A 22,093-nucleotide genomic window follows, 5' to 3' on the forward strand; every position below is an offset into this window, starting at 1 on the left:
CACCACCGCGCCGCCGGGTTCTCCCGGTCGCCGGGCGACCGAGCGCTGGGGGGAGCGACCGAGGCCGCTCCCCCCAGCGGTTCGTCAACGACGCAGACCGAGTCGCTGGATCAGCGAACGGTAGCGTTCGATGTCCACCTTGGTCAGGTAGTTGAGCAGCCGGCGCCGCCGACCCACCATCAGCAGCAGACCACGACGCGAGTGGTGGTCGTGCTTGTGCTGCTTGAGGTGCTCGGTCAGGCCGGTGATCCGCTTGGTGAGCAGCGCGACCTGGGCTTCCGGAGAACCGGTGTCGCCCTCGTGCACGCCGTACTCGGCCAGGATCTGCTTCTTCTCGTCGGTGGACAAGGCCACTGTCGACTCCTCTTGCTCTGCGGTCCCGCGGTCACCGTTCCCGGCGGTGGCCGGGCGGTGCGGCCGGTGCCTGTCGGGATCCGACCCGACCCGGCGCGGTGAACGGCCCTTCGGGCACGCGCCGCGCGCCGCGACAACCGGGTAGGCTGCGGGCGGTCGGGACCGGAGCGACTCCGGCCCGGCGAACCCGCCCGAGGACTCGGGCGGGCGATCCCGTTCGGGATGAACCCGGGCTCCGGCCGAATCCGGGGCACCAGCGGTATCCGGCCACCACGGACTGCAGCCGGACCCACGGACAGGGTACCAGGCGGTGCCCCCGCGACGGGGTTACCCGCCGGTCCGGCGCGTCACCGCGAGCCGGTGCACGATCTCGTACTCCGGACCGTTTTCCCCCTGGTCACTGCGCGTCAACCCGAGGTCGTCGGCGACCCACTCCGGGCCGCGGTAGCGCGCCAGCAGCCCGGTCAGCGCGGCGTCCGGACGTCCCGCCGCCCACCGCGCCACCGTGAGGTGCGGCCGGAACAGCTCCGGATCTCCCCCGGCGGCGAGCACCGCGGCCCGCAGCGCCGACCGGTCCGCCCGCGCCACCGGGCGCACCCCGATCCACAGCACACCCCGGAAGGTGCCCGCGCCCGCCGGCCGCAGCCGCGGCGCGACCAGCCCCGGCACCCGCTCGTCGAGCCCGGCGGCCAGCGGCCCCGGCTCGGCCTCGCCGTGGAAGCACAGCGTCAGGTGCCACCGGCGGACCGGGGTGAAGCGGAACCCGCGCAGCCCCCGGGTGGCGGCGGCCACCCGCGCCGGGTCCAGCGCGCGCAGCGCCGCGTCGAGGTGCGCCACCACCTCCGGCGGCGGCCACAGCGCGGTGAACAGCTTCACCGGCTCGGCCCCCGCACCGCCGGGCCGGACCGCCGGGCCGGGCACGGGGCCTCAGTCCGCTCCGGCGGCGCGGCGCAGCAGCCCGGCCAGCGCCGGGAAGTCGCCGTCCAGCAGCGCGGCGGCGGCCTCCAGCTCGGTGGGCCGGGCGACCTCGCGCAGCACCGGCCACGCCGCGGCCTCGCCGGGCGCCTCGCTGACCGGCAGGTTGTCCCGCCCGACCGAGGGCCGCGAGCTGCGGACGTCCTCCAACGCCTGCTTGATCGCATCGGCGTCCCCGGCCACCACCCCGGCCACCAGGACCTTGCGCTCCAGCATCACCAACCGGGCCAGCACCGACGGGTTGCCGATCTTGGCGCGGCGCCCGCTCATCACCTGGCTGAGCATCGGCGCGCTGATGCCGAGGACCTCGGCGAGCTGGGCCTGGGAGATCCGGAAGGCCACGACCAGCCGGCGCACCCGGTCGCCCAGCGGCTCGCCGTACCACTGCCGCTGCAGCGCCAGGTTCCGCTGGACGTTGCTGCTCTCCGTCACCTTCGCTCCCCCGCTGCCGCCACCCCGGTTGGACGTGGATTCGCGTTCGAATACTGCCAGGTCACCGGGACCGGGCGGGCGGGAATCGGAAAGACGGCGCGAGTGGGACGCCCCGCCCCGGCGGGCGGAGCGCTCGGGCGTCACCGGGCTCATCCCTCGTCCGCCAGCACGCGCCGGGTCCGCTCGACGTCGTCGTGCATCTGCGCGATGAGCTGCTCGACCCCGTCGAAGCGCACCATCGGCCGCAGCCGCCGCACGAAGTCCAGGTCCACGTGCTCGCCGTAGAAGTCGGCGGCGACGTCGAGCACGTAGGCCTCCACGGTGCGCTCGGTGCCGGAGAACGTCGGGTTGCTGCCCACCGAGACCGCCGCCGGGTAGGTCTCGCCCCGCTCGGCCGAACCGCGCCTGCGGTGGGTGAACCACGCCGCGTAGACCCCGTCGGCCGGGATCGCGGCGTGCGGCGGGGTGGACAGGTTCGCCGTCGGGAACCCCAGCTCGGCCCCGCCGCGCCCGGCACCGCGCACCACGATGCCCTCCAGCCGGTGGTCGCGGCCCAGCGCCGCGGCCGCCGCGGTCACGTCCCCGGCGTCGATGCAGGAGCGGATGTAGGTCGACGAGAACGTCACCGACGCCCCCTCCGGATCGTCGGCGCGCCGCACCGGCCCGGAGACCAGCGCGTCGGTCTCGACCTCGAAGCCGAAGCGCTCGCCGAGCCGGGCGAGCAGCCCGATGTCACCGGCGGCCTTGTGGCCGAAGGTGAAGTTCTCCCCCACCACGATCTCCGCCGCGTGCAGCCGCTCCACCAGCATCGCGTGCACGAACTCCTCGGCGGGCACCTGGGAGACCTCGCGGGTGAACGGCAGCACGAAGAACACGTCGACGCCGAGCTGCTCGGCGAGCTCGGCGCGCCGCCGCAAGGTGGTGAGCTGCGCCGGGTGGCTGCCCGGCCGCACCACTTCGGACGGATGCGGGTCGAAGGTCATCAGCACGCACGGCAGGCCCCGCTCGCGGGCCCGCTCCACGGCGTGCGCGATCAACCTCTGGTGGCCCCGGTGCACACCATCGAAGACCCCGATGGTGAGCACGCACCGGCCCCAGCCGCCGGGAATCTGGTCCAATCCGCGCCAACGCTGCACGACCCGCTACCCTACTGCGCCGTCCCGGGGCGACGCCGCGCCACCGGGGGCGACGGTGATCACGCGGGCGCGATCACCAGCACCGGCTTGGCCTGCGCGCCCGCGTCGCGGACCAGTGCGACCGCGGTGCCGTCCGGGGCGAACATGCCGTAGGTGCCCTCGACCCCCGCGCCGACCACCGGGCGGCCGTGGGACAGCGCGCGGGCCGTGCGCAGGTCCACCTCGCGCCTCGGGAACGCCGTGGCGACCGCGGCGTCCAGGTCCATCGACAGCTCCGGTTCCTCGGCCAGCCGCTCCAGCGTGCGGGCGGTGGCCAGCCCGAACGGGCCGACCCGGGTGCGGCGCAGCTGCGCCAGGTGGCCGCCGACGCCGAGCCCGGCGCCGAGGTCGCGGGCCAGCGCCCGCACGTAGGTGCCCGAGGAGCACTCCACCAGCACGTCCAGCTCGGTGCCGCGCTCCTCGCGGCGCAGCGCCAGCACGTCGAAGCGGGACACCGTCACCGGGCGGGCGGCCAGCTCCACGGACTCCCCGGCGCGGGCCAGCTCGTAGGCGCGCTTGCCGTCGACCTTGATCGCGCTGACCGCGCTGGGCACCTGCTGGATCTCCCCGGTCAGCTCGGCGATCCCGGCGCGCACCGCGTCCTCCGGCACCGCCGAGGCGTCCGCCGCGGACAGCACCTCGCCCTCGGCGTCGTCGGTGCTGGTCGCCTCGCCGAGCCGGATGGTGGCCAGGTACGCCTTGGTGTCCAGGGCGAGGTGGCCGAGCAGCTTGGTGGCCCGCTCCACCCCGAGCACGAGCACCCCGGTGGCCATCGGGTCCAGGGTCCCGGCGTGGCCGACCTTGCGGGTGCCGATGATGCGGCGGACCTTGGCGACCACGTCGTGCGAGGTCATCCCGGACGGCTTGTCGACGACGAGCAGACCCGGCGGGACGGGCGGACGGTTCTTGGAACGCTCGGACACGAGCGCCCATCCTCCCCGAGCCCTCACAGGCCCACGCACAGGCCCCGGGGTAGCTGGTGTTGTGATCTTTTGCGTGGCGGTGCGGGTGGCGGAACGAGCCAACTCAGGCGCCGCTCACCCGTTCGTGAAGTGAGTGAGGGGCACCCTTGCCCCAGTAACTCGGACAAGGGTGCCCCTCACCTCGAAAACCCCCACGCACCCGACCAGCCACCGCCAGGGCAAGCGGCGCAGCCGCTTCCAGCCCACGCACGCGCCAAGCCCGACCGCCGCCAGGCAAGCGGCGAAAGCCGCTTCCGCACTACCCCACCCAAGCAACTGGCACCGCCGCGGGTTCTCAGCGGCCTTCTCGCGAGGACAGCCGCGACGCTGTGTACGGGTGGGTACATGAGGAGTGGCTCCCGGAGCGAGAAGGCCGCTGAGGTTCCGCCACCGGCACCGCGCGCCAACCGGACCACCACACCGTCCCAATTCAGGACATGGCAGCCGCTGTTGTTGGTCCTGCTACTGCCCAGCGGCCGGAGCGGGCGCGCAGCAGCAGGGTGAGGAGCCGCAGCACCATGAAGGCGCTGAGGCCCGTCCAGATGCCGGGCAGGCCCCAGTCGAACGCCAGGGACAGCCAGATCATCGGCAGGTAGCCGATCGCGGCGCTGAGCATGGTGGCGGTGCGCAGGTAGGCCGCGTCCCCGGCGCCGAGGAACACCCCGTCGAGCGCGAAGACCACCCCGGCGATCGGTTGCAGGGCGACGAAGAACCACCACGCCCCCGGCATCTCGGCCAGCACGCCCGGATCGGTGGTGAACAGCGCGGGCAGCGGGGCCGCCAGCGCCGCGAACAGCACGCCGAGCACCGCGCCGAACCCGAGCCCGTACCAGGTCACCTGCCGGGCGATGGACTTGGCGCGGGGCGCCGATCCGGCGCCCAGGGCCGCACCGACCAGCGACTGCGCCGCGATGGCCAGCGAGTCCAGCACCAGCGACAGGAACGTCCAGAGCTGCCACACCACCTGGTGCGCGGCGGCGGTCTCGGCGCCGGTGCGGGCCGCGACCGAGGTCGCCGACAGGAAGCAGACCTGGAAGGCCAGCGTGCGCAGCACCAGGTCGCGGCCCATGCCGAGCTGGGCGCGCATCGTCGGCAGGTGCGGTCGCAGCGGCACCCGTTCGACGACGAGGGCGCGCACGAACAGCGAGGCGGCGATGGTCTGGCCGACCAGGTTGGCCATCGCGGAGCCCTCCAGCCCGAGCTCCAGCGGGTAGACGAAGATCGGGCACAGCACCGCCGACACGCCGTTGCCCGCGAGCACGTAGCGCAGCGGGCGGGCGGTGTCCTGCACACCGCGCATCCAGCCGTTGCCCGCCATCGTGATCAGCACCAGCGGGGCGCCGAGCAGGGCGATGCGCAACCAGCTCGCCGCCGCGTCGGCCACCGGCCCGGGACCGGCGAGCAGCTCGGCCACCGGTTCAGCGACGAGCTGTGCCAGCAGGAACAGCAGCAGGCCGACGCCCACGCCCAGCCAGGTCGCCTGCACGCCCTCCGCGACCGCGTCGGCCCGGCGGCCGGCGCCGTGCAGCCGGGCGGTCCGGGCGGTGGTGCCGTAGGACAGGAAGGTCAGCTGGGTCGAGACCAGGGTGAACAGCGTCCCGCCGAGCGCCAGCCCGGCCAGCGGCACCGCTCCGAGGTGGCCGACGACCGCGGTGTCGACCAGCACGTACAGCGGTTCGGCGGCCAGCACGCCCAGCGCGGGCACCGCCAGCCCCAGCACGCGCCGCGGGGAAACCCGATCGGACACGGACCCTCCCTGGGTTCTCGCCCGGCTCGCCTCGCGCGCCGGTGGTGGAAGTGGACGAGGATTCCGGCCTGCGCCCGGGCGCCGGTCAGCGCAGCAGCGGGGCCCGGCGCAGCGCTGCGCGCAGCATCGCCAGCACGTCCTCGGCGCTGCCCGCCGCGGTGAAGCCGGCAGCGAGGCGGTGACCGCCGCCCCCGCAGTCGGCCGCGGCCAGGCCGACGTCCAGCGCGCCATCGGAGCGCAGCGACACCGACCAGCGCCCGTCGGCGGTCTCCTTGAGCACCGCCGCCACATCGGCCTCCTCCGAGGTGCGCACCAGGTCGATCACGCTGTCGACCTCCTCGCTGCCCACCTCGCGGGCGTCGGTCAGCCGCACGGTGGCGTGCACCAGCCCCAGCCCGCGCGCCGCCGCGGGCTCCAGCTGCGCGCGGCCGAGCACCGAGGAGAGCATCGACAGCCAGCCGAACGGGTGGGTGTCCAGCAGCGGGCGGGTGGTGGCCTCCGGGTCGACCCCCGCCTCGAGCAGCCGGGCCGCCGCCGCGTGCGTGCGCGCCCCGGCGTGCCGGAAGTTGCGGGTGTCGGTGACCAGCCCGGCGTAGAGGCAGCGGGCCATCGGCAGGTCCAGCGGGGCGCCGAGCTCGTCGAGCAGCCGCAGCACCAGCAGCACCGTCGCCTCCGCCGTCTCGTCGACGAGGTGGCGGGTGCCGTAGCGGGTGTTGGAGACGTGGTGGTCGATGACCACGACCTCGCCCCCGGCGGCCACCGTCGCGGCGACCCGGTCGGCGAGGCCGCCGAGGCGCTGGAGGCTGCCGGAGTCGCACACCACCAGCAGCGGGACCGCGGCGGGCACCTCGGCGGCGGGCACCACCAGGCCCTCCGGGTCCAGGTCGCGCAGCGACCGCGGCGGCACGTCCGGGAAGCCGAAGGACACCCGCACCGCGCAGCCGCCCCGGCGCAGCGCCATGCCCAGCGCCAGCGCGCTGCCCAGCGCATCGGCGTCCGGGTTGATGTGCGCGAACAGCGTCACGTCCGAAGCCGCCGACAGCAGCCGGGCGACCTCCTTCAGCTCCGGCTCCAGCAGGTCCGGAGCGGGTTGCGCGGACACGGGCTCACCTCCACGTCGGCGGCGCGGGGGCGCACCGCCGACGTCCAGCGCACCGCGTGCCGGGCCGCGGCTCAACCGTTCTGTGGGCCACGACGCACGTCGGCGTCGGCACCCGCCTCCGCGTCGGCACCGTCGGTGTCGTCCTCGTCATCCTCGGTGGCCCGGTACGGGTCCGGGTCACCGGCGTGCCGGGCGCCGGAGGCGATCCGGGCGACCTCGGCGTCGGCCTCCTTGGCCTTGGCCAGCAGCTCGTCCAGGTGCCGCGCCTGGTCCGGCACCGTGTCGGCGACGAAGGTCAGCGTCGGGGTGAACCGCACCCCGGTCTGCTGCCCGACCCGCGAACGCAGCACCCCCGTGGCGCTGGCCAGCGCGGCGGCCGATGCGGCCTGCTCGGCGGTGTCGCCGAAGACCGTGTAGTAGACCGTGGCGTCCCGCAGGTCCGGCGTCAGCCGGGCATCGGTGATCGTGACCATCGCCAGCCGGGGGTCCTTGACCTCGTGCTCCAGCCCGGACGCGACGATCTGGGCGATGCGCTTGGCGAGTTTGCGGGCGCGCGCCGTATCAGCCACGGCGCACCTCCTTCTGGATCAGTCTTCCGGCCCGAGCATCCGCGTCCGGGCCGAGAGCAATTCGAGTTCGGGGCGTTCGGCGACCAGCCGCTCGCACGCGTCCAGCAGTTCGCGCACGTGCCCGGCCTCGCCCGACACCGCCGCCACGCCGAGCCGCGCCCGGCGGTACACGTCCTGGTCACCCGTCTCGGCGACCGCGACGTCGTAGCGGCGCCGCAGCTCGGCCAGCACCGGCCGCACCGCGCTCCGCTTCTGCTTCAGCGACCGGACGTCGCCGAGCAGCACGTCCAGTTCCAGCGCACCGACGTACATGGGCGTTCCTCACCGCGAAACCCGGCCCGGGCCCACCGGCGGTGGACCCGGGCCGGGGAACGGTCAGCTCCGCGGCTTCTCCCGCATCTCGTAGGTCTCGATGAAGTCGCCCACCTTGAGGTCGTTGTAGGACCCCAGGGTCAGACCGCACTCGAAACCGTCGCGGACCTCGGTCGCGTCCTCCTTGAACCGCTTGAGCGAGTTCACCGTGAGGTTCTCGGCGACCACCACGTTGTCGCGCAGCAGGCGCGCCTTGGCGTTGCGCCGCATGATCCCCTCGGTGACCATGCAACCCGCGATCGTGCCGATCCGGGAGGACTTGAAGATCTCGCGGATCTCCGCCCGGCCGAGCTCGACTTCCTCGTACTCGGGCTTGAGCAGACCCTTGAGCGCCTGCTCGATGTCCTCGATCGCCCGGTAGATCACCGAGTAGTACCGGATCTCGACGCCCTCGCGGTTGGCGGCCTCGGTGGCCTTGCCGTCCGCCCGGACGTTGAAGCCCAGCACGATGGTGTTCTCCGCCGTCGCCAGGTTGATGTCGCTCTCGGTCACGCCACCGACACCGCGGTGGATGACCCGCAGCTCCACTTCCTCGCCGACGTCCAGCTTCATCAGGGACTCCTCCAGCGCCTCGACGGTACCGGAGTTGTCGCCCTTGATGATCAGGTTGAGCTGGTTGGTGTCCTTGAGGACCTTGTCCAGGTCCTCCAGGCTGACCCGCTTGCGCTTGGCCGCGTTCTGGGCCTCGCGGATGCGGGCACCGCGCCGGTCGGCGATCTGCCGCGCGACCCGGTCCTCGTCGACGACCAGGAACGTGTCGCCCGCGCCCGGCACCGACGTGAAGCCGATGACCTGCACCGGCCGCGACGGCAGCGCCTCGGTGACGTCCTCGTCGTGCTCGTTGATCATCCGGCGGACGCGCCCGAAGGCGTTGCCCGCGACGATCGAGTCGCCGACCCGGAGCGTGCCGCGCTGCACCAGCACGGTCGCCACCGGACCCCGACCCCGGTCCAGGTGCGCCTCGATGGCCACGCCCTGCGCGGACATCGCCGGGTTGGCCCGCAGGTCCAGGGCGGCGTCCGCGGTGAGCAGCACCGCCTCCAGCAGGGACTCGATGTTCTGGCCCTGCTTCGCCGAGATCTCGACGAACATGGTCTCGCCGCCGTACTCCTCGGCGATGAGGTTGTACTCGGTGAGCTGCTGGCGGATCTTGTCCGGGTTGGCGCCCTCGACGTCGATCTTGTTGATCGCGACCACGATCGGCACCCCGGCGGCCTGGGCGTGGTTGATCGCCTCGACCGTCTGCGGCATCACGCCGTCGTCGGCCGCGACCACCAGCACCGCGATGTCGGTCGACTTCGCACCGCGGGCACGCATGGCGGTGAACGCCTCGTGACCCGGGGTGTCGATGAAGGTGATCGGCCGGTCGTTGCCCTCCAGCGTGGTGAGCACCTGGTAGGCACCGATGTGCTGGGTGATGCCGCCGGCTTCGCCGCCCTGGACGTTGGTCTTGCGGATGGTGTCCAGCAGGCGGGTCTTGCCGTGGTCGACGTGACCCATCACGGTCACCACCGGCGGACGCGCGGCCAGCTGCTCGTCGGAGCTGTCCGGGTCGCCGAAGGTGACGTCGAAGGACTGCAGGAGCTCGCGGTCCTCGTCCTCCGGGCTGACCATCTCGACCTTGTAGTTCATCTCCTGGCCGAGCAGCTCGAGGATGTCGTCGGAGACGGACTGGGTCGCGGTGACCATCTCGCCGAGGTGGAACATCGCCTGCACCAGCGAGGCCGGGTTGGCGTTGATCTTCTCCGCGAAGTCGGTCAGCGAAGCACCGCGGCGCAGGCGCAGGACCTCGCCGTTGCCGCGCGGGAGGCGGACGCCGCCGACCGACGGCGCCTGCATGTTCTCCATGTACTCCTGGCGCTTCTGCCGCTTCGACTTGCGACCGCGCCGCGCGGGCCCACCGGGCCGCCCGAAGGCGCCCGCGGTACCGCCGCGACCACCGGGACCGCCCGGACGGCCACCGCCGCCGGGACGACCGCGGAAGCCGCCGCCCGCGGGCGGACCGCCCGCCGGGGCACCGCCGCCGCCACCGCGGAAGCCACCGCCACCGCGGGGACGACCGCCGCCGCCACCCGGGCGACCGCCGCCGCCACCGGGACGACCGCCACCGCGGCCACCGCCGCCGGGTCCGCCACCGCTGCGCGGCGGGCGGGGCGGCATCATGCCCGGGTTCGGGCGGGGCGGCATCATGCCGGGGTTCGGACGCGGAGCGCCACCGTCACCGCGCGGAGCGGACGGGGTCGTGCCCGCGCCCTGCTGCTGCTGGCCGCCCTGGCGCTCCGGGCGCTGACCGCGACCGGGGCCCTGGCCACCGCCGCCACCGCGCTGGCCTCCCTGGCCACCGCCGGGACGCGGGCCGCGCTGCTGCGGCGAACCGCTGCCGACGCCGAACGGGTTGTTGCCGACGCGCGGGGACCGCGGGCCGGGCTTCGGGGCCTGCGGCTTCGGCGGGACGACACCGGAGTCGGCGCCACCGCCGGCCGCGCCGCCACCCTGCTTCGGGCCGGGCTTGGGACCGGGCTTCGGGCCGGGCTTGGGCGCCGGCTTCGCCTCGGAGCGGGACTCCGCGCTCGCCGCCGGGGCCTGCTGCTGCGGCCGCTGCTGCTGCTCGGGCTGCTGCTGCTCCGGCTGCTTGAAGTCGGGACCCGGCTTCGGGCCGGGCTTCGGGCCGGGCTTGGGGCCCGGCTTCGGACGCTCGCCGGACGGCGCCTCGGGGCGCGGACCGGGCTTGGGGCCCGGCTTGGGCGCCGGGGCACCGCTGCGCGGCTGGCGGGACTCGGGCGCCTGCTTGGCGCCGCCGCCGTCGCCGCCCTTCTTGCCGCCGGACTTGGCGTAGGCGTCGCGCAGCCTGCGCGCCACCGGCGCTTCCACGGTGGACGACGCGGACTTGACGTACTCGCCCTGCTCGGCGAGCTTGTTCAGTACTTCCTTGCTGGTGACACCGAGCTCCTTCGCGAGCTCGTGCACGCGGGCCTTGCCTGCCACTGCTCTCCTCATCTGGGTGAGGCCGGGCGGCAGTCCCGCTCGACCTCGTCCTATCGCCGATGCGCGTTCATGGCTTCAGCTTCACGGCTGATTCATGACGGGTCGACCTGCTTTCCTTCAGTTGCCTGGCGCGGGACGGATCCCGCGTCGGTCTCGGGGTGAGCCACCGGCTCGGGTGGGCGCAGGTGCTCCTGCACCGCCGAGAGGTCGAGGGGCCCCGGCACGCGGAGTGCCCGGGGAAACGCTCGACGCCGCTCGGCCTGACGCAGACATTCCGGCGCGGGGTGCAACCAGGCCCCCCGGCCGGGGTGTCGGCGTCGTGGGTCGGGAACGGCGGCGAAACCCGCGCGCCCCTCCTCGGCCACGACCCGGAGTAGCTCGTCGGCCGTCGTCCGGGTGCGACAGCCCACACACGTGCGGACCGGCCCACGACGCACGTCGTGCGGACCGGAAGTACAGGTGTGGATCGTTGCTCCCTCGCGTCGGACCAACTGTGATTCTAACCAGATGGTCTCACTCAGCCGAACCCACGGTCGGCAGCTCGCCGATGGCGGGGTCCAACCCCCCGGCCGCGCCCTGGGGCGGAGCCGAGTTGGGACCGGCCGAGGTGGTGCTGGATTCGGGATCGGCATCGCTGCGGATGTCGATCCGCCAGCCGGTCAGCCGCGCGGCCAACCGCGCGTTCTGGCCTTCCTTGCCGATCGCCAAGGAGAGCTGGAAGTCGGGCACGACCACGCGCGCCGTCTTCGTCCGCTCGTCGACCACCTGCACCGATACTACCTTCGCCGGCGAGAGCGCGTTGCCGACGAAGGTCGCCGGGTCCTCGGAGAAGTCGATGATGTCGATCTTCTCGCCGCCCAGCTCGCTCATGACGTTGCGCACCCGGGCGCCCATCGGCCCGATGCAGGCGCCCTTGGCGTTGACCCCGCTCACGGTGGAGCGCACCGCGATCTTCGACCTGTGACCGGCCTCACGCGCGACGGCGGGGATCTCGACCGTGCCGTCGGCGATCTCGGGGACCTCCAGCGCGAACAGCCGCCGCACCAGGTTCGGGTGCGTCCGGGACAGGGTGATCTGCGGGCCGCGCGCGCTGCGCGAGACGCCGACCACGTACGACTTGACCCGGGTGCCGTGCTCGTACCGCTCGCCGGGCACCTGCTCGGCGGCCGGGATCACGCCCTCGCTGTCCCCGACCTGGACGATCACCATGCCCCGGGAGTTGGCGCGCGCGTCGCGCTGCACCACACCGCCCAGGATCTCGCCCTCCTTGGTGGAGAACTCGCCGAAGGTGCGCTCGTGCTCGGCGTCGCGCAGCCGCTGCAGGATGACCTGCCGGGCGGTGGTGGCGGCGATCCGGCCGAAGCCCTCCGGGGTGTCGTCCCACTCCTCGGCGATGCCGCCCTCGCCGTCCGGGGTGTGCGCGATGACCCGCACCACACCGGTCTTGCGGTCCACCTCGACGCGGGCGTGCGGCTGGTGCCCCTCGGTGTGCCGGTACGCGGTGAGCAGCGCCGTTTCGATCGCTTCCAGCACCGTCTCGAATGGGATGTCCTTATCGCGTTCGATCGCCCGCAGCGCCGCGATGTCGACGTTCACCTCGACTCCTCCGTGTCTTCCCGGTCCGCCCCCCGCTCGGGGGCGCCGCCCGCAGCCTGTTCGAGCTTCGCCAGCTCCTGCGCCGGTGGCTGCTGGAACTCCACCTCGACCACCGCGCGCTCGACATCACGGTAGGCCACCCGCCGGATCTCCCCGTCGGCCAGCACGGTGACCCCGTCCTCGTCCGCGGCACCGACCCGCGCCCGCAGCTCACCGCCCGCGACCAGCGCGATCCGGGCCAGCCGGTTCCGGGCCCGGTGCCAGTGGCGCGGCCGGGTCAGCGGCCGGTCCACCCCCGGCGAGGTGACCTCCAGCGTGTAGGAGCCGGCCAGCACGTGCTCGTGGGCGTCCAGCACCTCCGAGACGGTCCGGGACACCACGGCGATCTCGTCCAGGCCGACTCCCTCGTCGGCGTCGACGACCACCTTGACCAGGCGTCGGCGCCCGGCCTGCTGCACGTCGAAGTCCTCCAGGTCGAAACCCGCGTCGGCCACCGCATCGGCGACGACGGGTTCCAGTTGCGCGGTGACGGCACCACCCGGCGGGCTGGGCACGTTGGGGTCTCCTCGGAATCGGTTGCGGAGGGGGTCGGGGCTCCGGCGGCGCGCGGCGGACCCGCCGCGACACCGCACTGCCGGTGCTGGACTGCCGGTGCTGGGCGCACCGGCCGCGGTCGTCCAGCGTATCGCGTCCGCACTCGGCGCAACGCAGCGTGGCTACCCAACGATCGGCGGATCGCACACCCGCTCGCGGGACCGGGGCCGGGCCGATCAGCCGCGCTGATCACTGGCAGGATAGGTCGCCGTGGAATCCCCCTCGCGAGCCCCGTCGGCCCTGGACCGGCGCGGGGTGCTCCGGCTGCTGGCCGCCGTGCCGCTGGTGGCCGTCGGCGCGGCGGCCTGCGGCTCCGGTTCCGACGCCCCCGACCCGCTGATCCCGGTGGCCCGGGCGGCCAAGGCGGACGCCGCGCTCGCCGCGGCCGTCGCCCGGGCGCACCCGGACCTGTCGGCCGCCGCCGCGGAGGTCGAGACCGCCCGCGGCGCGCACGCCGAGGCGCTGCGACGCGAGGTGGACCGGCTCGACCCGCCGGACCCCGACGCCCCGCCGTCGGTCCCCGATCCCGGCCCGGTGCGACCGCCGGCGGACGCGAGCGCGGCCGCCGAGGCGCTGCGCACCGCGGTCGACGGCGCGCGGACCCGGGCGGCGGAGCTGGTGCCGGGCGCCGAGCCCTACCGCGCGGGCCTGCTGGCGTCGGTGTCGGCGAGCTGCGCGAGCCTGCTGGAGGTGCTGGGATGACGGAGCTGTCCGACGAGGCGTCCCGGGCGCTGCGCGACGCGCTGGCCGCCGAGCACGCCGCGGTGTGGGTGTACGGGCTGGCCAGCGCCTTCACCACCGAATCCCGGGTGCGCGACGCGTTGCAGGAGGCCCTCGACGCGCACGAGCGGCAGCGGGCGGCGGCGACCCGGCTCATCCGCGCGGCCGGGCAGGCCCCGCCCGCACCCCGGCCCGCCTACGACGTGGGCGTCCGGCCGACCGACCAGACCACGGCGATCGAGGCGGTGCTGATCGCCGAGCGGGACTGCCAGGTCGGCTGGCGGGCCGTGATCGAGCGCACCGAGGACGGCGAGCTGCGCCGGACCGGCCTCGACGGCCTGAGCACCTCGGCCGCGCGGGCGACCCGGTGGCGGCTGACCATCGGGCAACAACCAGCAGCACAAGCCTTCCCCGGCCAGCCGTGAGGGTTGGTCTTCCACTCGCCTTGCGTGGCGGTGCCGGTGGCGGAACCTCAGCGGCCTTCTCGCTCCGGGAGCCGCTCCTGATGTACCAGGCACGTACACGGCGTCGCGGCTGTCCTCGCGAGAAGGCCGCTGAGAACCCGCGGCGGTGCCGGTGGCGAGGGTGGGGCAAGGCGGAAGCGGCTTCGCCGCTTGCCTGACGGTGGCCGGGTCCGGCGCGTGCGTGGGGCGGAAGCGGCTTCGCCGCTTGCCTGACGGGGGTCGGGTCCGGCGCGTGCGTCGCGAGGGGGTCAGTTCGGTTGGCCGTCCTGGGGCCAGCCGAGCTTGAGCATCTCCCGGGTGACGTCGATGAGCTTCTCGTCGCCCTTCTTCGTGGGCTTGTCGAAGTACGCCGAGTCCCCGATGACCACGAGCTCGCCCTGCTGCTCGGACCAGTAGCCGCGGTCGTTCAGCGAGGGCATGTCCTCGGTCCCGGCGCGCTCGTCGTCGACCAGGTCGCGGACGTTGCCGGTGCCGTCGCGGGTGATCACCTCGTTGAGCCTGCGGGCCTGGGCGATGTCCGGCATCCGCACGGTGATCACCGAGGTCAGCACCGGTTCGCCGGAGGGCAGGTAGGAGCGGTAGAGCGCCCGGGTGAGGTGGTTGCACTCGTTGTCCCGGAAGAACTCGGCGATCTGGTCGGTGGAGACCAGCTCGCAGCCCTGGAACCCGTCCTCGCTGAGGATCTTCTCGTGCCGGTACTCCGGCTGCGGGGGCGGTGCGGCCTGCTGCTCCTCGTCCGAGGGTCCGGCGGGCTGGAACGCCAGCCAGATCAGCCCGGAGACCACCGAGATCGCCACCAGCCCGGCACCGCGCAGCGCCCAGCCCAGCGGCGTGATGCCGGTGCGCGGCGCTCCCCCGCCGACCGGCGCCTGCATGCTGGTCCGCGGGTAGGCGCCGGCCTGGTGCTCCGGCGGCGGTCCGCCGTACCCCGGCGGTGGCGTCCCCTGCGGCGGGGTGCCGGGGCGGGGGCCGCCCGGCTGCGGGCCGAACTGCTGGGTGCCGGGGGGCGGGCCGGGCTGGTGCTGGCCCGGGTGGTGCTGGCCGGGGTGGTGCTGACCCGGGTGGCCGAACTGCTGCGGCGGCGGCATCGGGGGCTGCCCGGCGGGCGGGGTGCCCGGGCGCTGCCCCGGTGGCGGCCCGTGCTGGGCGGCCGGTCCCGCGGGCCGCTGCGGGAACGACCCGGGGTGCGCGCCGCCGACCTGCGCGGTCGGCGGCGCCGGGTGCGGCGGCGCGCCCGGGTGCGTCCCCGGTCCGGTCGGCCGTTCACCTCCGGGCTGGACCTGGGTCGCCGCCGCGTCGCGGTCGGGCGGCGCGAAGGCCGGGCGGGTCGCCGGCTCGTCCGACTGCCCCACCCGGGAGTTGTCGCGGGCGAGGGGCGCGGTGTCGCGCTGCGTGTTCGAGGGCGATCCCGTCATCTCATCGGGCGCACCATGTGGATCCGGCACGGGTTCCCACGGTAGCGGCTGCGGATCACAGATCGAACACCGCGCATGTTTTGGACATCCGCCGGGCTGCTCAGCCGCCCAGCGCCCGCACCGCCAGGTCGACGTCCTCCTCGGTGTTGTACAGGTGGAACGACAGCCGCACCGCGCCCGCCCGCACCGAGCAGCGCACGCCGGCCCGGGTGAGCCGCTCGGCGGCGTCGGGCCGGTCCACCGCGACGATCGCCGAACCCGCGGGTGCCATGCCCAGCGCACCGCGGAACCGGTCGGCCAGCCCGGTGCAGTGCGCCGCGACCTCGGCCAGGTCGAGGCCGGTCAGCCAGTCCAGCGCCGCACCCGCGCCGACCTGGGCGAACCACACCGGGGACAGGTCGAGACCGGCGGGACCGCCGGCCAGGCGCAGCGGCAGCCCGTACATCGCGCTCGGGTCGTGCGCGGCGAACCAGTTCGCCGCGTCCGGGCGAGGTGGCGGGGCGTCCGGGTGCACCGACAGCCACGCCGCGCCGCGCGGGGCGAGCAGCCACTTGTAGCCGACGCCGACCACGTAGTCGGCCCAGTCCAGCTCCAACGGCGCCCAGCCCGCCACCTGGCTCACGTCGAGCAGCACCCGGGTGCCGCCGGCCCGCGCGGCGCGCAGCGCGTCGAGGTCGACCCGCCACCCGTCGGCGGACTGGACCGCGCTGATCGCCACCAGGTCGTGGTCGGGGGCGCGGTCGGCGAACTCGGCGGCGCCCGCCTCCGCCACCCGCACGCCCCGGTCGGCCTGCGCGGCGAACGGGAAGCTGACGCTGGTGAACTCGCCGCGCAGCACCAGCACCCGGGATCCGGCGGGCAGCCCGGCGGCGACCGCCCCGACGAGCTGGGACGCGGTGGAGCCGACCGCGACGCGCGCCGCGTCGACCCCGATCAGCCGGGCGAAGCCGCGCCGCCCGGCCTCGACGGCCTCGTCGAAGTCGCCCGGGCCGATCCCGCCGCGGCCCCACCGCGCCACCGCGTCGCCGACCGCCGCGGCGGTCGCGGTGGCCGGAACGCCGATCGCCGCCGTGTTCAGGTACCCGGGTGGGACGTCGAAGGTGGTGCCGAAGGCTTCTCGCATCCGCTGATCATCGCACCGGAGCGCGCCGGGGGGCACCGGATTTCCTACCGTGAGGACCATGCACAGCGAGGAACTGGAAATCCGCACCGGCTCGTCCGAGGTCGTCCGCGACCTGACCCGCGACTGCGCGCGGTTCCTGGAGTCGGCGGGCGCCGAGGACGGCTTGCTCAACGTCTGGGTGCCGCACGCGACGGCGGGCCTGGCGATCATCGAGACCGGCGCGGGCAGCGACGACGACCTGCTGGCCGCGCTGCGCGAGCTGCTGCCCGCCGACGACCGGTGGCGGCACCGGCACGGCTCACCGGGGCACGGCCGCGACCACGTCATGCCCGCGCTGGTCCCGCCCTACGCCACCGTGCCGGTGCTCGGCGGCCGGATGGCGCTGGGCACCTGGCAGTCGGTGTGCCTGGTCGACACCAACGGCGACAACGCGGCGCGGACGGTGCGGCTGAGCTTCCTGGCGGGGTGATCGGCGGTGGCAGGATGAGCCGATGACATCGCGACTGGTGCTCTGGGACATCGACCTCACCCTGATCGACGCGCCCGGGTTCGGTCCGCGCTGGTACCGCGAGGCGCTGGCCGAGGTGACCGGCGACGAGCTGGCCGAGATGCCGGAGACCGCCGGGCGCACCGAGGCGGCCATCGCCGCCGACGTGCTGCGGCGGCACGGCCGGGACGCCGACGAGGCGGCCGTGGCGGCGCTGTACGCCGCGCTGGCGACGGCGGTGGCGGGCAGCCGCGCGGAACTGGCCGAGCGCGGGCGGGCGCTGCCCGGCGCGGCGCGGGCGATGACCGCGCTGGCCGCCGTGCCCGGGGTGGCGCAGACCCTGGTCACCGGCAACCTGGCCGAGGTCGCCTTCCACAAGCTCGACACCTTCGGCCTGCACCACCACGTCGACTTCGACATCGCCGGGTTCGGCGACACCTCGCCGCACCGGCACGACCTGATCGCCGAGGCGGTCGCCAAGGCCGCCGCCAAGCACGGCGCGCCCTGGCCGCCCGAGGACGTGGTGGTCGTCGGCGACACCCCGCACGACGTCGCGGGCGCGCTGCGCTTCGGCGCGATCGCGATCGGCGTCGCCACCGGCCGCAGCAGCGCCGAGGAGCTGAGCACCGCCGGAGCCCACGCGGTGCTGCCCGACCTCGCCGACACCGAATCGGTCGTCGCCGCGATCCTCCACCACCCCACCCCGACCAGGTGATCGAACCAGGTGATCGAACCGGGTGAGGGGCACCCTGTACCAAGTCACGTGGTGCAGGGTGCCCCTCACTCAGCACCCTCCTAGGTGAACGGCCGCGGCCCAGCACCTCGCGCCGTCGACCCGAACGGGGGGCGGGGAACGAGGTGAGGGGCACCCTTGTCCCAGTTACTCGGGCAAGGGTGCCCCTCACTCACTTCACGAACGGGTGAGGTCAGGCTCGGACGGCGTCGACCAGGTGGCGGACGGCGTCGTCGACGGGGACCTCGGTGCGCTCGCCGCTGCGCCGGTCCCGGACCTCCACGACGCCACCGGCCAGGCCCTTGCCGACGACCAGCACGGTCGGCACCCCGATCAGCTCGGCGTCGGCGAACTTCACGCCCGGCGAGGAGGTGCGGTCGTCGAGCACGACCTCGACGCCCGCCGCGTCGAGTTCGGCGGCCAGCGCCTCACCGCGTTCCCGGACCGCCTCGTCCTTGCCCGCGAGCACCACGTGCACGTCGGCGGGCGCGACCTCGCGGGGCCACACCAGGCCCTGCTCGTCGTGGGACTGCTCGGCGATCGCGGCGACCAGCCGGGACACCCCGATGCCGTAGGAACCCATGGTGATCCGCTTCGGCTTGCCGTCCTGGCCGAGGGCGTCGAGCCCGAACGCGTCGGCGTACTTGCGGCCGAGCTGGAAGATGTGGCCGATCTCGATGCCCCGGGCGGCGACCAGGGTGCCGGTGCCGTCGGGCGCGGCGTCGCCCTCCAGGACCTCGGCGGCCTCGATGGTGCCGTCGGGGGTGAAGTCCCGGCCGCAGACCAGGTCGACGACGTGGTGGTCGTGCTGGTCGGCGCCGGTGACCCACGCCGTGCCGGTCACCACCCGGGGATCGACCAGGTAGCGGACGCCGTTGGCCTGCAGCGCCTTCGGGCCGATGTAGCCCTTGACCAGGAAGTCGTGGGCGGCGAAGTCGGCCTCGTCGAGCAGCGCCACCTCGGCGGGCTCAACCGCCGCCTCCAGCCGCTTGAGGTCCACCTCGCGGTTGCCGGGCACCCCGACGCCGAGCAGCTCCCACTCCTGCGCGCCCGGCTGCCGCAGCTTGACCAGCACGTTCTTCAGCGTGTCGGCGGCGGTGAAGGTGCGGTCGGTGTGCGCGTTGAGGTGGTCGACCAGCGTCTCGATGGTCGGCGTGTCCGGGGTGTGGTGGACCTGCGCGGCGGGCTTGCCCTCGACCGGCTCGGCGGGCGGCGCGGCGGTCACCACCGCCTCGACGTTGGCGGCGTACCCGGAGGCGGTGCTGCGCACGAAGGTGTCCTCACCGGTCTCGCTCTCGGCGAGGAACTCCTCGGAGGCCGAACCGCCCATCGCGCCGGAGGTCGCCGCCACGATGACGTAGCGCAGGCCCATCCGGTCGAAGACGCGGATGTAGGCGTCGCGGTGCAGCCGGTAGGACTCGGCCAGGCCGTCGTCGTCGAGGTCGAAGGAGTAGGAGTCCTTCATGACGAACTCGCGGCCGCGCAGGATGCCCGCGCGCGGGCGCTCCTCGTCCCGGTACTTGGTCTGGATCTGGTAGAGCATGACCGGGTAGTCCTTGTAGGAGCTGTACTCGCCCTTGACGGTCAGCGAGAACAGCTCCTCGTGGGTCGGCCCGAGCAGGTAGTCGCCGCCCTTGCGGTCCTTGAGCCGGAACAGGGTCGGGCCGTACTCGGTCCAGCGGCCGGTCGCCTCGTAGGGCTCGCGGGGCAGCAGCGCCGGGAAGTGGATCTCCTGGGCGCCGATGCGGGCCATCTCCTCGCGCACCACGCGCTCGACGTTGCGCAGCACCCGCAGGCCCAGCGGCAGCCAGGAGTAGATGCCCGGGGCGACCCGTCGGACGTAACCGGCGCGCACCAGCAGCTTGTGGCTCGGCACCTCGGCGTCGGCCGGGTCCTCGCGCAAAGTCCGCAGGAACAACGTCGACATCCTCGTGATCACGGTTTCCGGCTCCTCGTCTCGCCCCGTCTGGACCCGACGAGCGTAGCGGCCGGACCCCCGTTCCCGACCAGCGGATTGCCGTGCCGCGGGCCCTTGCCGCCGGGCGGCGCGTCCGGTTACCTGGGAAGCGGGCCGATCACTGGGGGTGGCGATGTCCGACGTCCGCACCGCACCGGGGTTCCGGGGCGAACTCGCGCTGGCCGGGCGGCTGGTGGCGCAGAGCGCGGTGGTGGGGGCCTTCGCGCGGCTGGGCGATCCGGGCGCGCGGCTGATGCGGTCCCCGTGGCGCGCCGACCCGTACCCGCTGTACGAGCAGCTCCGGGCGCAGGGGCCGGTGGTGCGCAGCCGCCTCGGCACGCTGCTGGCCACCACCCACCAGGTCTGCGACGAGATGCTGCGGGACCGCCGCTTCGGGGTGCGCACCAGCGACGGCTCCTACGGCGATCCGACCGCGGCGGCGGTGGACCTGCAGCTGTCCCTGCTCGAACTCGACCCGCCCGACCACACCCGGCTGCGCCGGCTCGCCGCGCCCGCGTTCCGGCCGCGCCGGCTGGCCGTGCACCGCGAGCGCATCGAGGGCATCGCGCACGAGCTGCTCGACGCCGCGCTCGCCCGCGGCGGCTTCGACCTGATCCGCGACTTCGCCTCGCCGCTGCCGATCCGGGTCATCTGCTCGCTGCTGGGGCTGCGCGGCCTCGACGCGGACCGGTTGGCCGCGCACGGCACCGTGCTGGCCCGCGCGCTCGACGGGGTCCGCTCGCCGGTCCACCTGCGGCAGATGCGCGCGTCGTTCGCCGAGCTCGACGCGCTGTTCACCGGGCTCATCCCGCGGCGCCGGGAGGATCCCGGCGACGACCTGCTCAGCGACCTGGTCACCGCCCTCGACGACGAGCAGCTCACCGCGGTCGAGCTGGTCCGGCTCGCCGACCTGCTGCTGGTGGCGGGCTTCGAGACCACGGTGAACCTGATCGGCAACGGCGCCCTGGCGCTGCTGCACCACCCCGACCAGTGGGCGGCGCTGGTCGACGATCCGGGCCTCGCACCCGCGGTCGTCGAGGAGACGTTGCGCTGGGACCCGCCGGTGCAGATGACCATGCGGATCGCGCACGAGGACCTGGAACTCGGCGGGCGGCCGGTGCGCGCCGACACGCCGGTGCTGGCGCTGCTGGGTTCGGCGGGGCGCGATCCCGCGGTGCACGACCGGCCGGAGCGCTTCGACCTCGCCCGCGACACCCGGGGGGAGCACCTGGCGTTCTCCAGCGGCATCCACTACTGCCTCGGGGCCCCGCTGGCCCGGATGGAGGCCGAGTGCGCGTTCCGCGCCCTGGCCGAACGGGTTCCGGAGCTGCGGCGGGCCGGTGCGCTGCGGCGGCGCCCGACCTCGATCATCCACGGCCTCGCCGCCCTGCCGGTCCGCGCCGGACGCGCCGCGCAACCCGCCTGAGCCGGGCGGCGCGGCACCGCACGGCGGGACCGGGCACCGCCATTAGGGTGGAATCGTGCTGGTGCTGCTTCCTCCTTCCGAGACCAAGTCGACCGGCGGCGCGGGGGCGCCGCTGGACCTCGGCTCGCTGTCCCACCCGGAGCTGAACCCGACCCGGCGCACCGTGGTCGACGCGCTGACCGCTTTGGCCGCCGACGTGCCCGCCAGCCTGTCGGTGTTGGGGCTGTCCGAGCGGCAGGCCGAGGAGGCCGAGCGCAACGCGGCGCTGCGGACCGCGCCCACCGCCCCGGCGCTGGAGCGCTACACCGGCGTGCTCTACGACGCGCTGGACGTCGGCTCGCTCACCCCGGCCGAGCGCAAGCAGGCCGACGACCGGCTGGCGGTGGCCTCGGCGCTGTTCGGCCTGGTGCGGGGCGTCGACCGCATCCCCGCCTACCGGCTGTCCGGCGGCGGCTCGCTGCCCGGCCTGGGCACCTTGCGCTCGGTCTGGCGGCCGGTGCTGGAGCCGGTGCTGGCGGTCGACGAGCTGGTGGTGGACCTGCGTTCGGGCGCCTACGCGGCGCTGGCGAAGGTGCCCGGCGCCGTCGCGGTGCGGGTGCTGTCCGAGGACGCCGCGGGCCACCGCAAGGTCGTCAGCCACCACAACAAGGCGCACAAGGGCGCGCTGGCCCGCGCGCTGGCCCAGGCCCCGGACGAACCGTCCGGCGTGGACGACGTGCTGGCGGTGGCCGAGGCCGCCGGGATGCGGGTGGAGCGCGAGGGCGAGCGCGCGCTGTGCGTGGTCGTCTGAGGCCGCGCCGTCTGAGGCCGTGATTCGCGGGGCGGTGCGGGCGCCGGAAAATGCGTTGCGCGTCCGGTTCGGGCCCGCGCACACTGGCCTGGCGCCCGATCCGGGGCTGCGCGCG

Annotated in this window: 22 protein-coding genes; 6 read left to right on the plus strand and 16 right to left on the minus strand. The window is 74.6% G+C overall.

Annotation, left to right across the window (positions count from 1 at the left end):
- Positions 1-84 precede the first annotated feature (84 nt).
- The 13 genes from rpsO to rimP all read right to left on the minus strand — a co-directional run bounded on the left by rpsO (position 85) and on the right by rimP (position 12,823).
- On the minus strand, positions 85-354 hold the full coding sequence (rpsO, locus tag ABD976_RS00620; protein WP_345355319.1) for a 30S ribosomal protein S15: 270 nt from the start codon (positions 352-354) through the stop codon (positions 85-87).
- 327 nt (positions 355-681) lie between these two features.
- Complete coding sequence (locus ABD976_RS00625) at positions 682-1,275, minus strand: 2'-5' RNA ligase family protein (RefSeq protein WP_345355322.1); 594 nt, start codon at positions 1,273-1,275, stop codon at positions 682-684.
- Positions 1,276-1,281: 6 nt separating this feature from the next.
- A complete protein-coding gene (locus tag ABD976_RS00630; RefSeq protein ID WP_345355325.1) occupies positions 1,282-1,761 on the minus strand; it encodes a helix-turn-helix domain-containing protein in 480 nt (159 codons plus the stop codon).
- A gap of 149 nt (positions 1,762-1,910) precedes the next feature.
- On the minus strand, positions 1,911-2,897 hold the full coding sequence (locus ABD976_RS00635; protein WP_345355328.1) for a bifunctional riboflavin kinase/FAD synthetase: 987 nt from the start codon (positions 2,895-2,897) through the stop codon (positions 1,911-1,913).
- Positions 2,898-2,956: 59 nt separating this feature from the next.
- Positions 2,957-3,859 (minus strand): tRNA pseudouridine(55) synthase TruB, encoded by a 903-nt coding sequence (gene truB, locus ABD976_RS00640; RefSeq protein WP_345355331.1) that lies wholly within the window; start codon positions 3,857-3,859, stop codon positions 2,957-2,959.
- Between the two features lie 469 nt (positions 3,860-4,328).
- Positions 4,329-5,645: an MATE family efflux transporter gene (locus ABD976_RS00645; RefSeq protein ID WP_345355334.1), complete on the minus strand. Its 1,317-nt coding sequence runs from the start codon at positions 5,643-5,645 to the stop codon at positions 4,329-4,331.
- Positions 5,646-5,730: 85 nt separating this feature from the next.
- Positions 5,731-6,747 (minus strand): DHH family phosphoesterase, encoded by a 1,017-nt coding sequence (locus tag ABD976_RS00650; protein WP_345355337.1) that lies wholly within the window; start codon positions 6,745-6,747, stop codon positions 5,731-5,733.
- Positions 6,748-6,818: 71 nt separating this feature from the next.
- On the minus strand, positions 6,819-7,316 hold the full coding sequence (rbfA, locus tag ABD976_RS00655; RefSeq protein ID WP_345355340.1) for a 30S ribosome-binding factor RbfA: 498 nt from the start codon (positions 7,314-7,316) through the stop codon (positions 6,819-6,821).
- A gap of 18 nt (positions 7,317-7,334) precedes the next feature.
- Positions 7,335-7,628 (minus strand): DUF503 domain-containing protein, encoded by a 294-nt coding sequence (locus ABD976_RS00660; RefSeq protein WP_345355343.1) that lies wholly within the window; start codon positions 7,626-7,628, stop codon positions 7,335-7,337.
- 63 nt (positions 7,629-7,691) lie between these two features.
- Positions 7,692-10,673, minus strand: a complete 2,982-nt coding sequence (gene infB, locus ABD976_RS00665) for a translation initiation factor IF-2 (protein WP_345355347.1) — start codon at positions 10,671-10,673, stop codon at positions 7,692-7,694.
- 92 nt (positions 10,674-10,765) lie between these two features.
- Positions 10,766-11,305, minus strand: coding sequence for a YlxR family protein (locus ABD976_RS00670; RefSeq protein ID WP_369775747.1), 540 nt, complete (start codon positions 11,303-11,305; stop codon positions 10,766-10,768).
- Positions 11,187-12,269: a transcription termination factor NusA gene (nusA, locus tag ABD976_RS00675; protein ID WP_345355350.1), complete on the minus strand. Its 1,083-nt coding sequence runs from the start codon at positions 12,267-12,269 to the stop codon at positions 11,187-11,189. Before nusA ends, ABD976_RS00670 begins: the two co-directional genes overlap by 119 nt.
- Positions 12,266-12,823, minus strand: a complete 558-nt coding sequence (gene rimP / locus ABD976_RS00680; protein ID WP_345355353.1) for a ribosome maturation factor RimP — start codon at positions 12,821-12,823, stop codon at positions 12,266-12,268. Before rimP ends, nusA begins: the two co-directional genes overlap by 4 nt.
- A gap of 250 nt (positions 12,824-13,073) precedes the next feature.
- On the opposite strand from rimP, the gene ABD976_RS00685 reads away from it, so the two are divergent.
- Both ABD976_RS00685 and ABD976_RS00690 read left to right on the plus strand, forming a co-directional pair.
- Positions 13,074-13,565 (plus strand): hypothetical protein, encoded by a 492-nt coding sequence (locus tag ABD976_RS00685; protein WP_345355356.1) that lies wholly within the window; start codon positions 13,074-13,076, stop codon positions 13,563-13,565.
- On the plus strand, positions 13,562-14,008 hold the full coding sequence (locus tag ABD976_RS00690) for a ferritin-like domain-containing protein (protein ID WP_345355359.1): 447 nt from the start codon (positions 13,562-13,564) through the stop codon (positions 14,006-14,008). The genes ABD976_RS00685 and ABD976_RS00690 overlap by 4 nt, the downstream gene beginning before the upstream one ends.
- 287 nt (positions 14,009-14,295) lie before the next feature.
- Here the strand turns inward: ABD976_RS00690 and ABD976_RS00695 are convergent, their stop codons facing one another.
- Positions 14,296-15,462 carry a hypothetical protein gene (locus tag ABD976_RS00695; protein ID WP_345355363.1) on the minus strand — a complete coding sequence of 389 codons (1,167 nt, stop codon included), beginning with the start codon at positions 15,460-15,462 and terminating at the stop codon, positions 14,296-14,298.
- Positions 15,463-15,562: 100 nt separating this feature from the next.
- Positions 15,563-16,585, minus strand: a complete 1,023-nt coding sequence (locus ABD976_RS00700; protein WP_345355366.1) for an aminotransferase class V-fold PLP-dependent enzyme — start codon at positions 16,583-16,585, stop codon at positions 15,563-15,565.
- 58 nt (positions 16,586-16,643) lie between these two features.
- Between ABD976_RS00700 and ABD976_RS00705 the strand changes: the two genes are divergently transcribed.
- Together ABD976_RS00705 and ABD976_RS00710 are read left to right on the plus strand one after the other, a co-directional pair.
- Positions 16,644-17,054 (plus strand): secondary thiamine-phosphate synthase enzyme YjbQ, encoded by a 411-nt coding sequence (locus ABD976_RS00705; RefSeq protein WP_345355369.1) that lies wholly within the window; start codon positions 16,644-16,646, stop codon positions 17,052-17,054.
- Positions 17,055-17,076: 22 nt separating this feature from the next.
- Positions 17,077-17,787 (plus strand): HAD family hydrolase, encoded by a 711-nt coding sequence (locus ABD976_RS00710; RefSeq protein WP_345355372.1) that lies wholly within the window; start codon positions 17,077-17,079, stop codon positions 17,785-17,787.
- Positions 17,788-17,998: 211 nt separating this feature from the next.
- On the opposite strand, the gene ABD976_RS00715 is transcribed toward ABD976_RS00710, so the two are convergent.
- Complete coding sequence (locus ABD976_RS00715) at positions 17,999-19,744, minus strand: proline--tRNA ligase (protein ID WP_345355375.1); 1,746 nt, start codon at positions 19,742-19,744, stop codon at positions 17,999-18,001.
- 151 nt (positions 19,745-19,895) lie between these two features.
- On the opposite strand from ABD976_RS00715, the gene ABD976_RS00720 reads away from it, so the two are divergent.
- Complete coding sequence (locus tag ABD976_RS00720; protein WP_345355378.1) at positions 19,896-21,188, plus strand: cytochrome P450; 1,293 nt, start codon at positions 19,896-19,898, stop codon at positions 21,186-21,188.
- Between the two features lie 55 nt (positions 21,189-21,243).
- Complete coding sequence (yaaA, locus tag ABD976_RS00725; protein ID WP_345355381.1) at positions 21,244-21,978, plus strand: peroxide stress protein YaaA; 735 nt, start codon at positions 21,244-21,246, stop codon at positions 21,976-21,978.
- Positions 21,979-22,093 lie beyond the last annotated feature (115 nt).

Origin of the sequence: Saccharopolyspora cebuensis (assembly GCF_039542665.1) — a bacterium.
Taxonomy (GTDB): domain Bacteria; phylum Actinomycetota; class Actinomycetes; order Mycobacteriales; family Pseudonocardiaceae; genus Saccharopolyspora; species Saccharopolyspora cebuensis.

Bases quoted from the DNA above. Each gene is read 5' to 3' on its own strand.
- ABD976_RS00660 (WP_345355343.1), bottom strand. From the start codon at position 7,628: ATGTACGTCGGTGCGCTGGAACTGGACGTGCTGCTCGGCGACGTCCGG.
- ABD976_RS00670 (WP_369775747.1), bottom strand. From the start codon at position 11,305: ATGCCGATCCCGAATCCAGCACCACCTCGGCCGGTCCCAACTCGGCTC.
- ABD976_RS00690 (WP_345355359.1), top strand. From the start codon at position 13,562: ATGACGGAGCTGTCCGACGAGGCGTCCCGGGCGCTGCGCGACGCGCTG.
- ABD976_RS00695 (WP_345355363.1), bottom strand. From the start codon at position 15,462: ATGACGGGATCGCCCTCGAACACGCAGCGCGACACCGCGCCCCTCGCC.
- ABD976_RS00700 (WP_345355366.1), bottom strand. From the start codon at position 16,585: ATGCGAGAAGCCTTCGGCACCACCTTCGACGTCCCACCCGGGTACCTG.
- ABD976_RS00705 (WP_345355369.1), top strand. From the start codon at position 16,644: ATGCACAGCGAGGAACTGGAAATCCGCACCGGCTCGTCCGAGGTCGTC.
- ABD976_RS00710 (WP_345355372.1), top strand. From the start codon at position 17,077: ATGACATCGCGACTGGTGCTCTGGGACATCGACCTCACCCTGATCGAC.
- ABD976_RS00720 (WP_345355378.1), top strand. From the start codon at position 19,896: ATGTCCGACGTCCGCACCGCACCGGGGTTCCGGGGCGAACTCGCGCTG.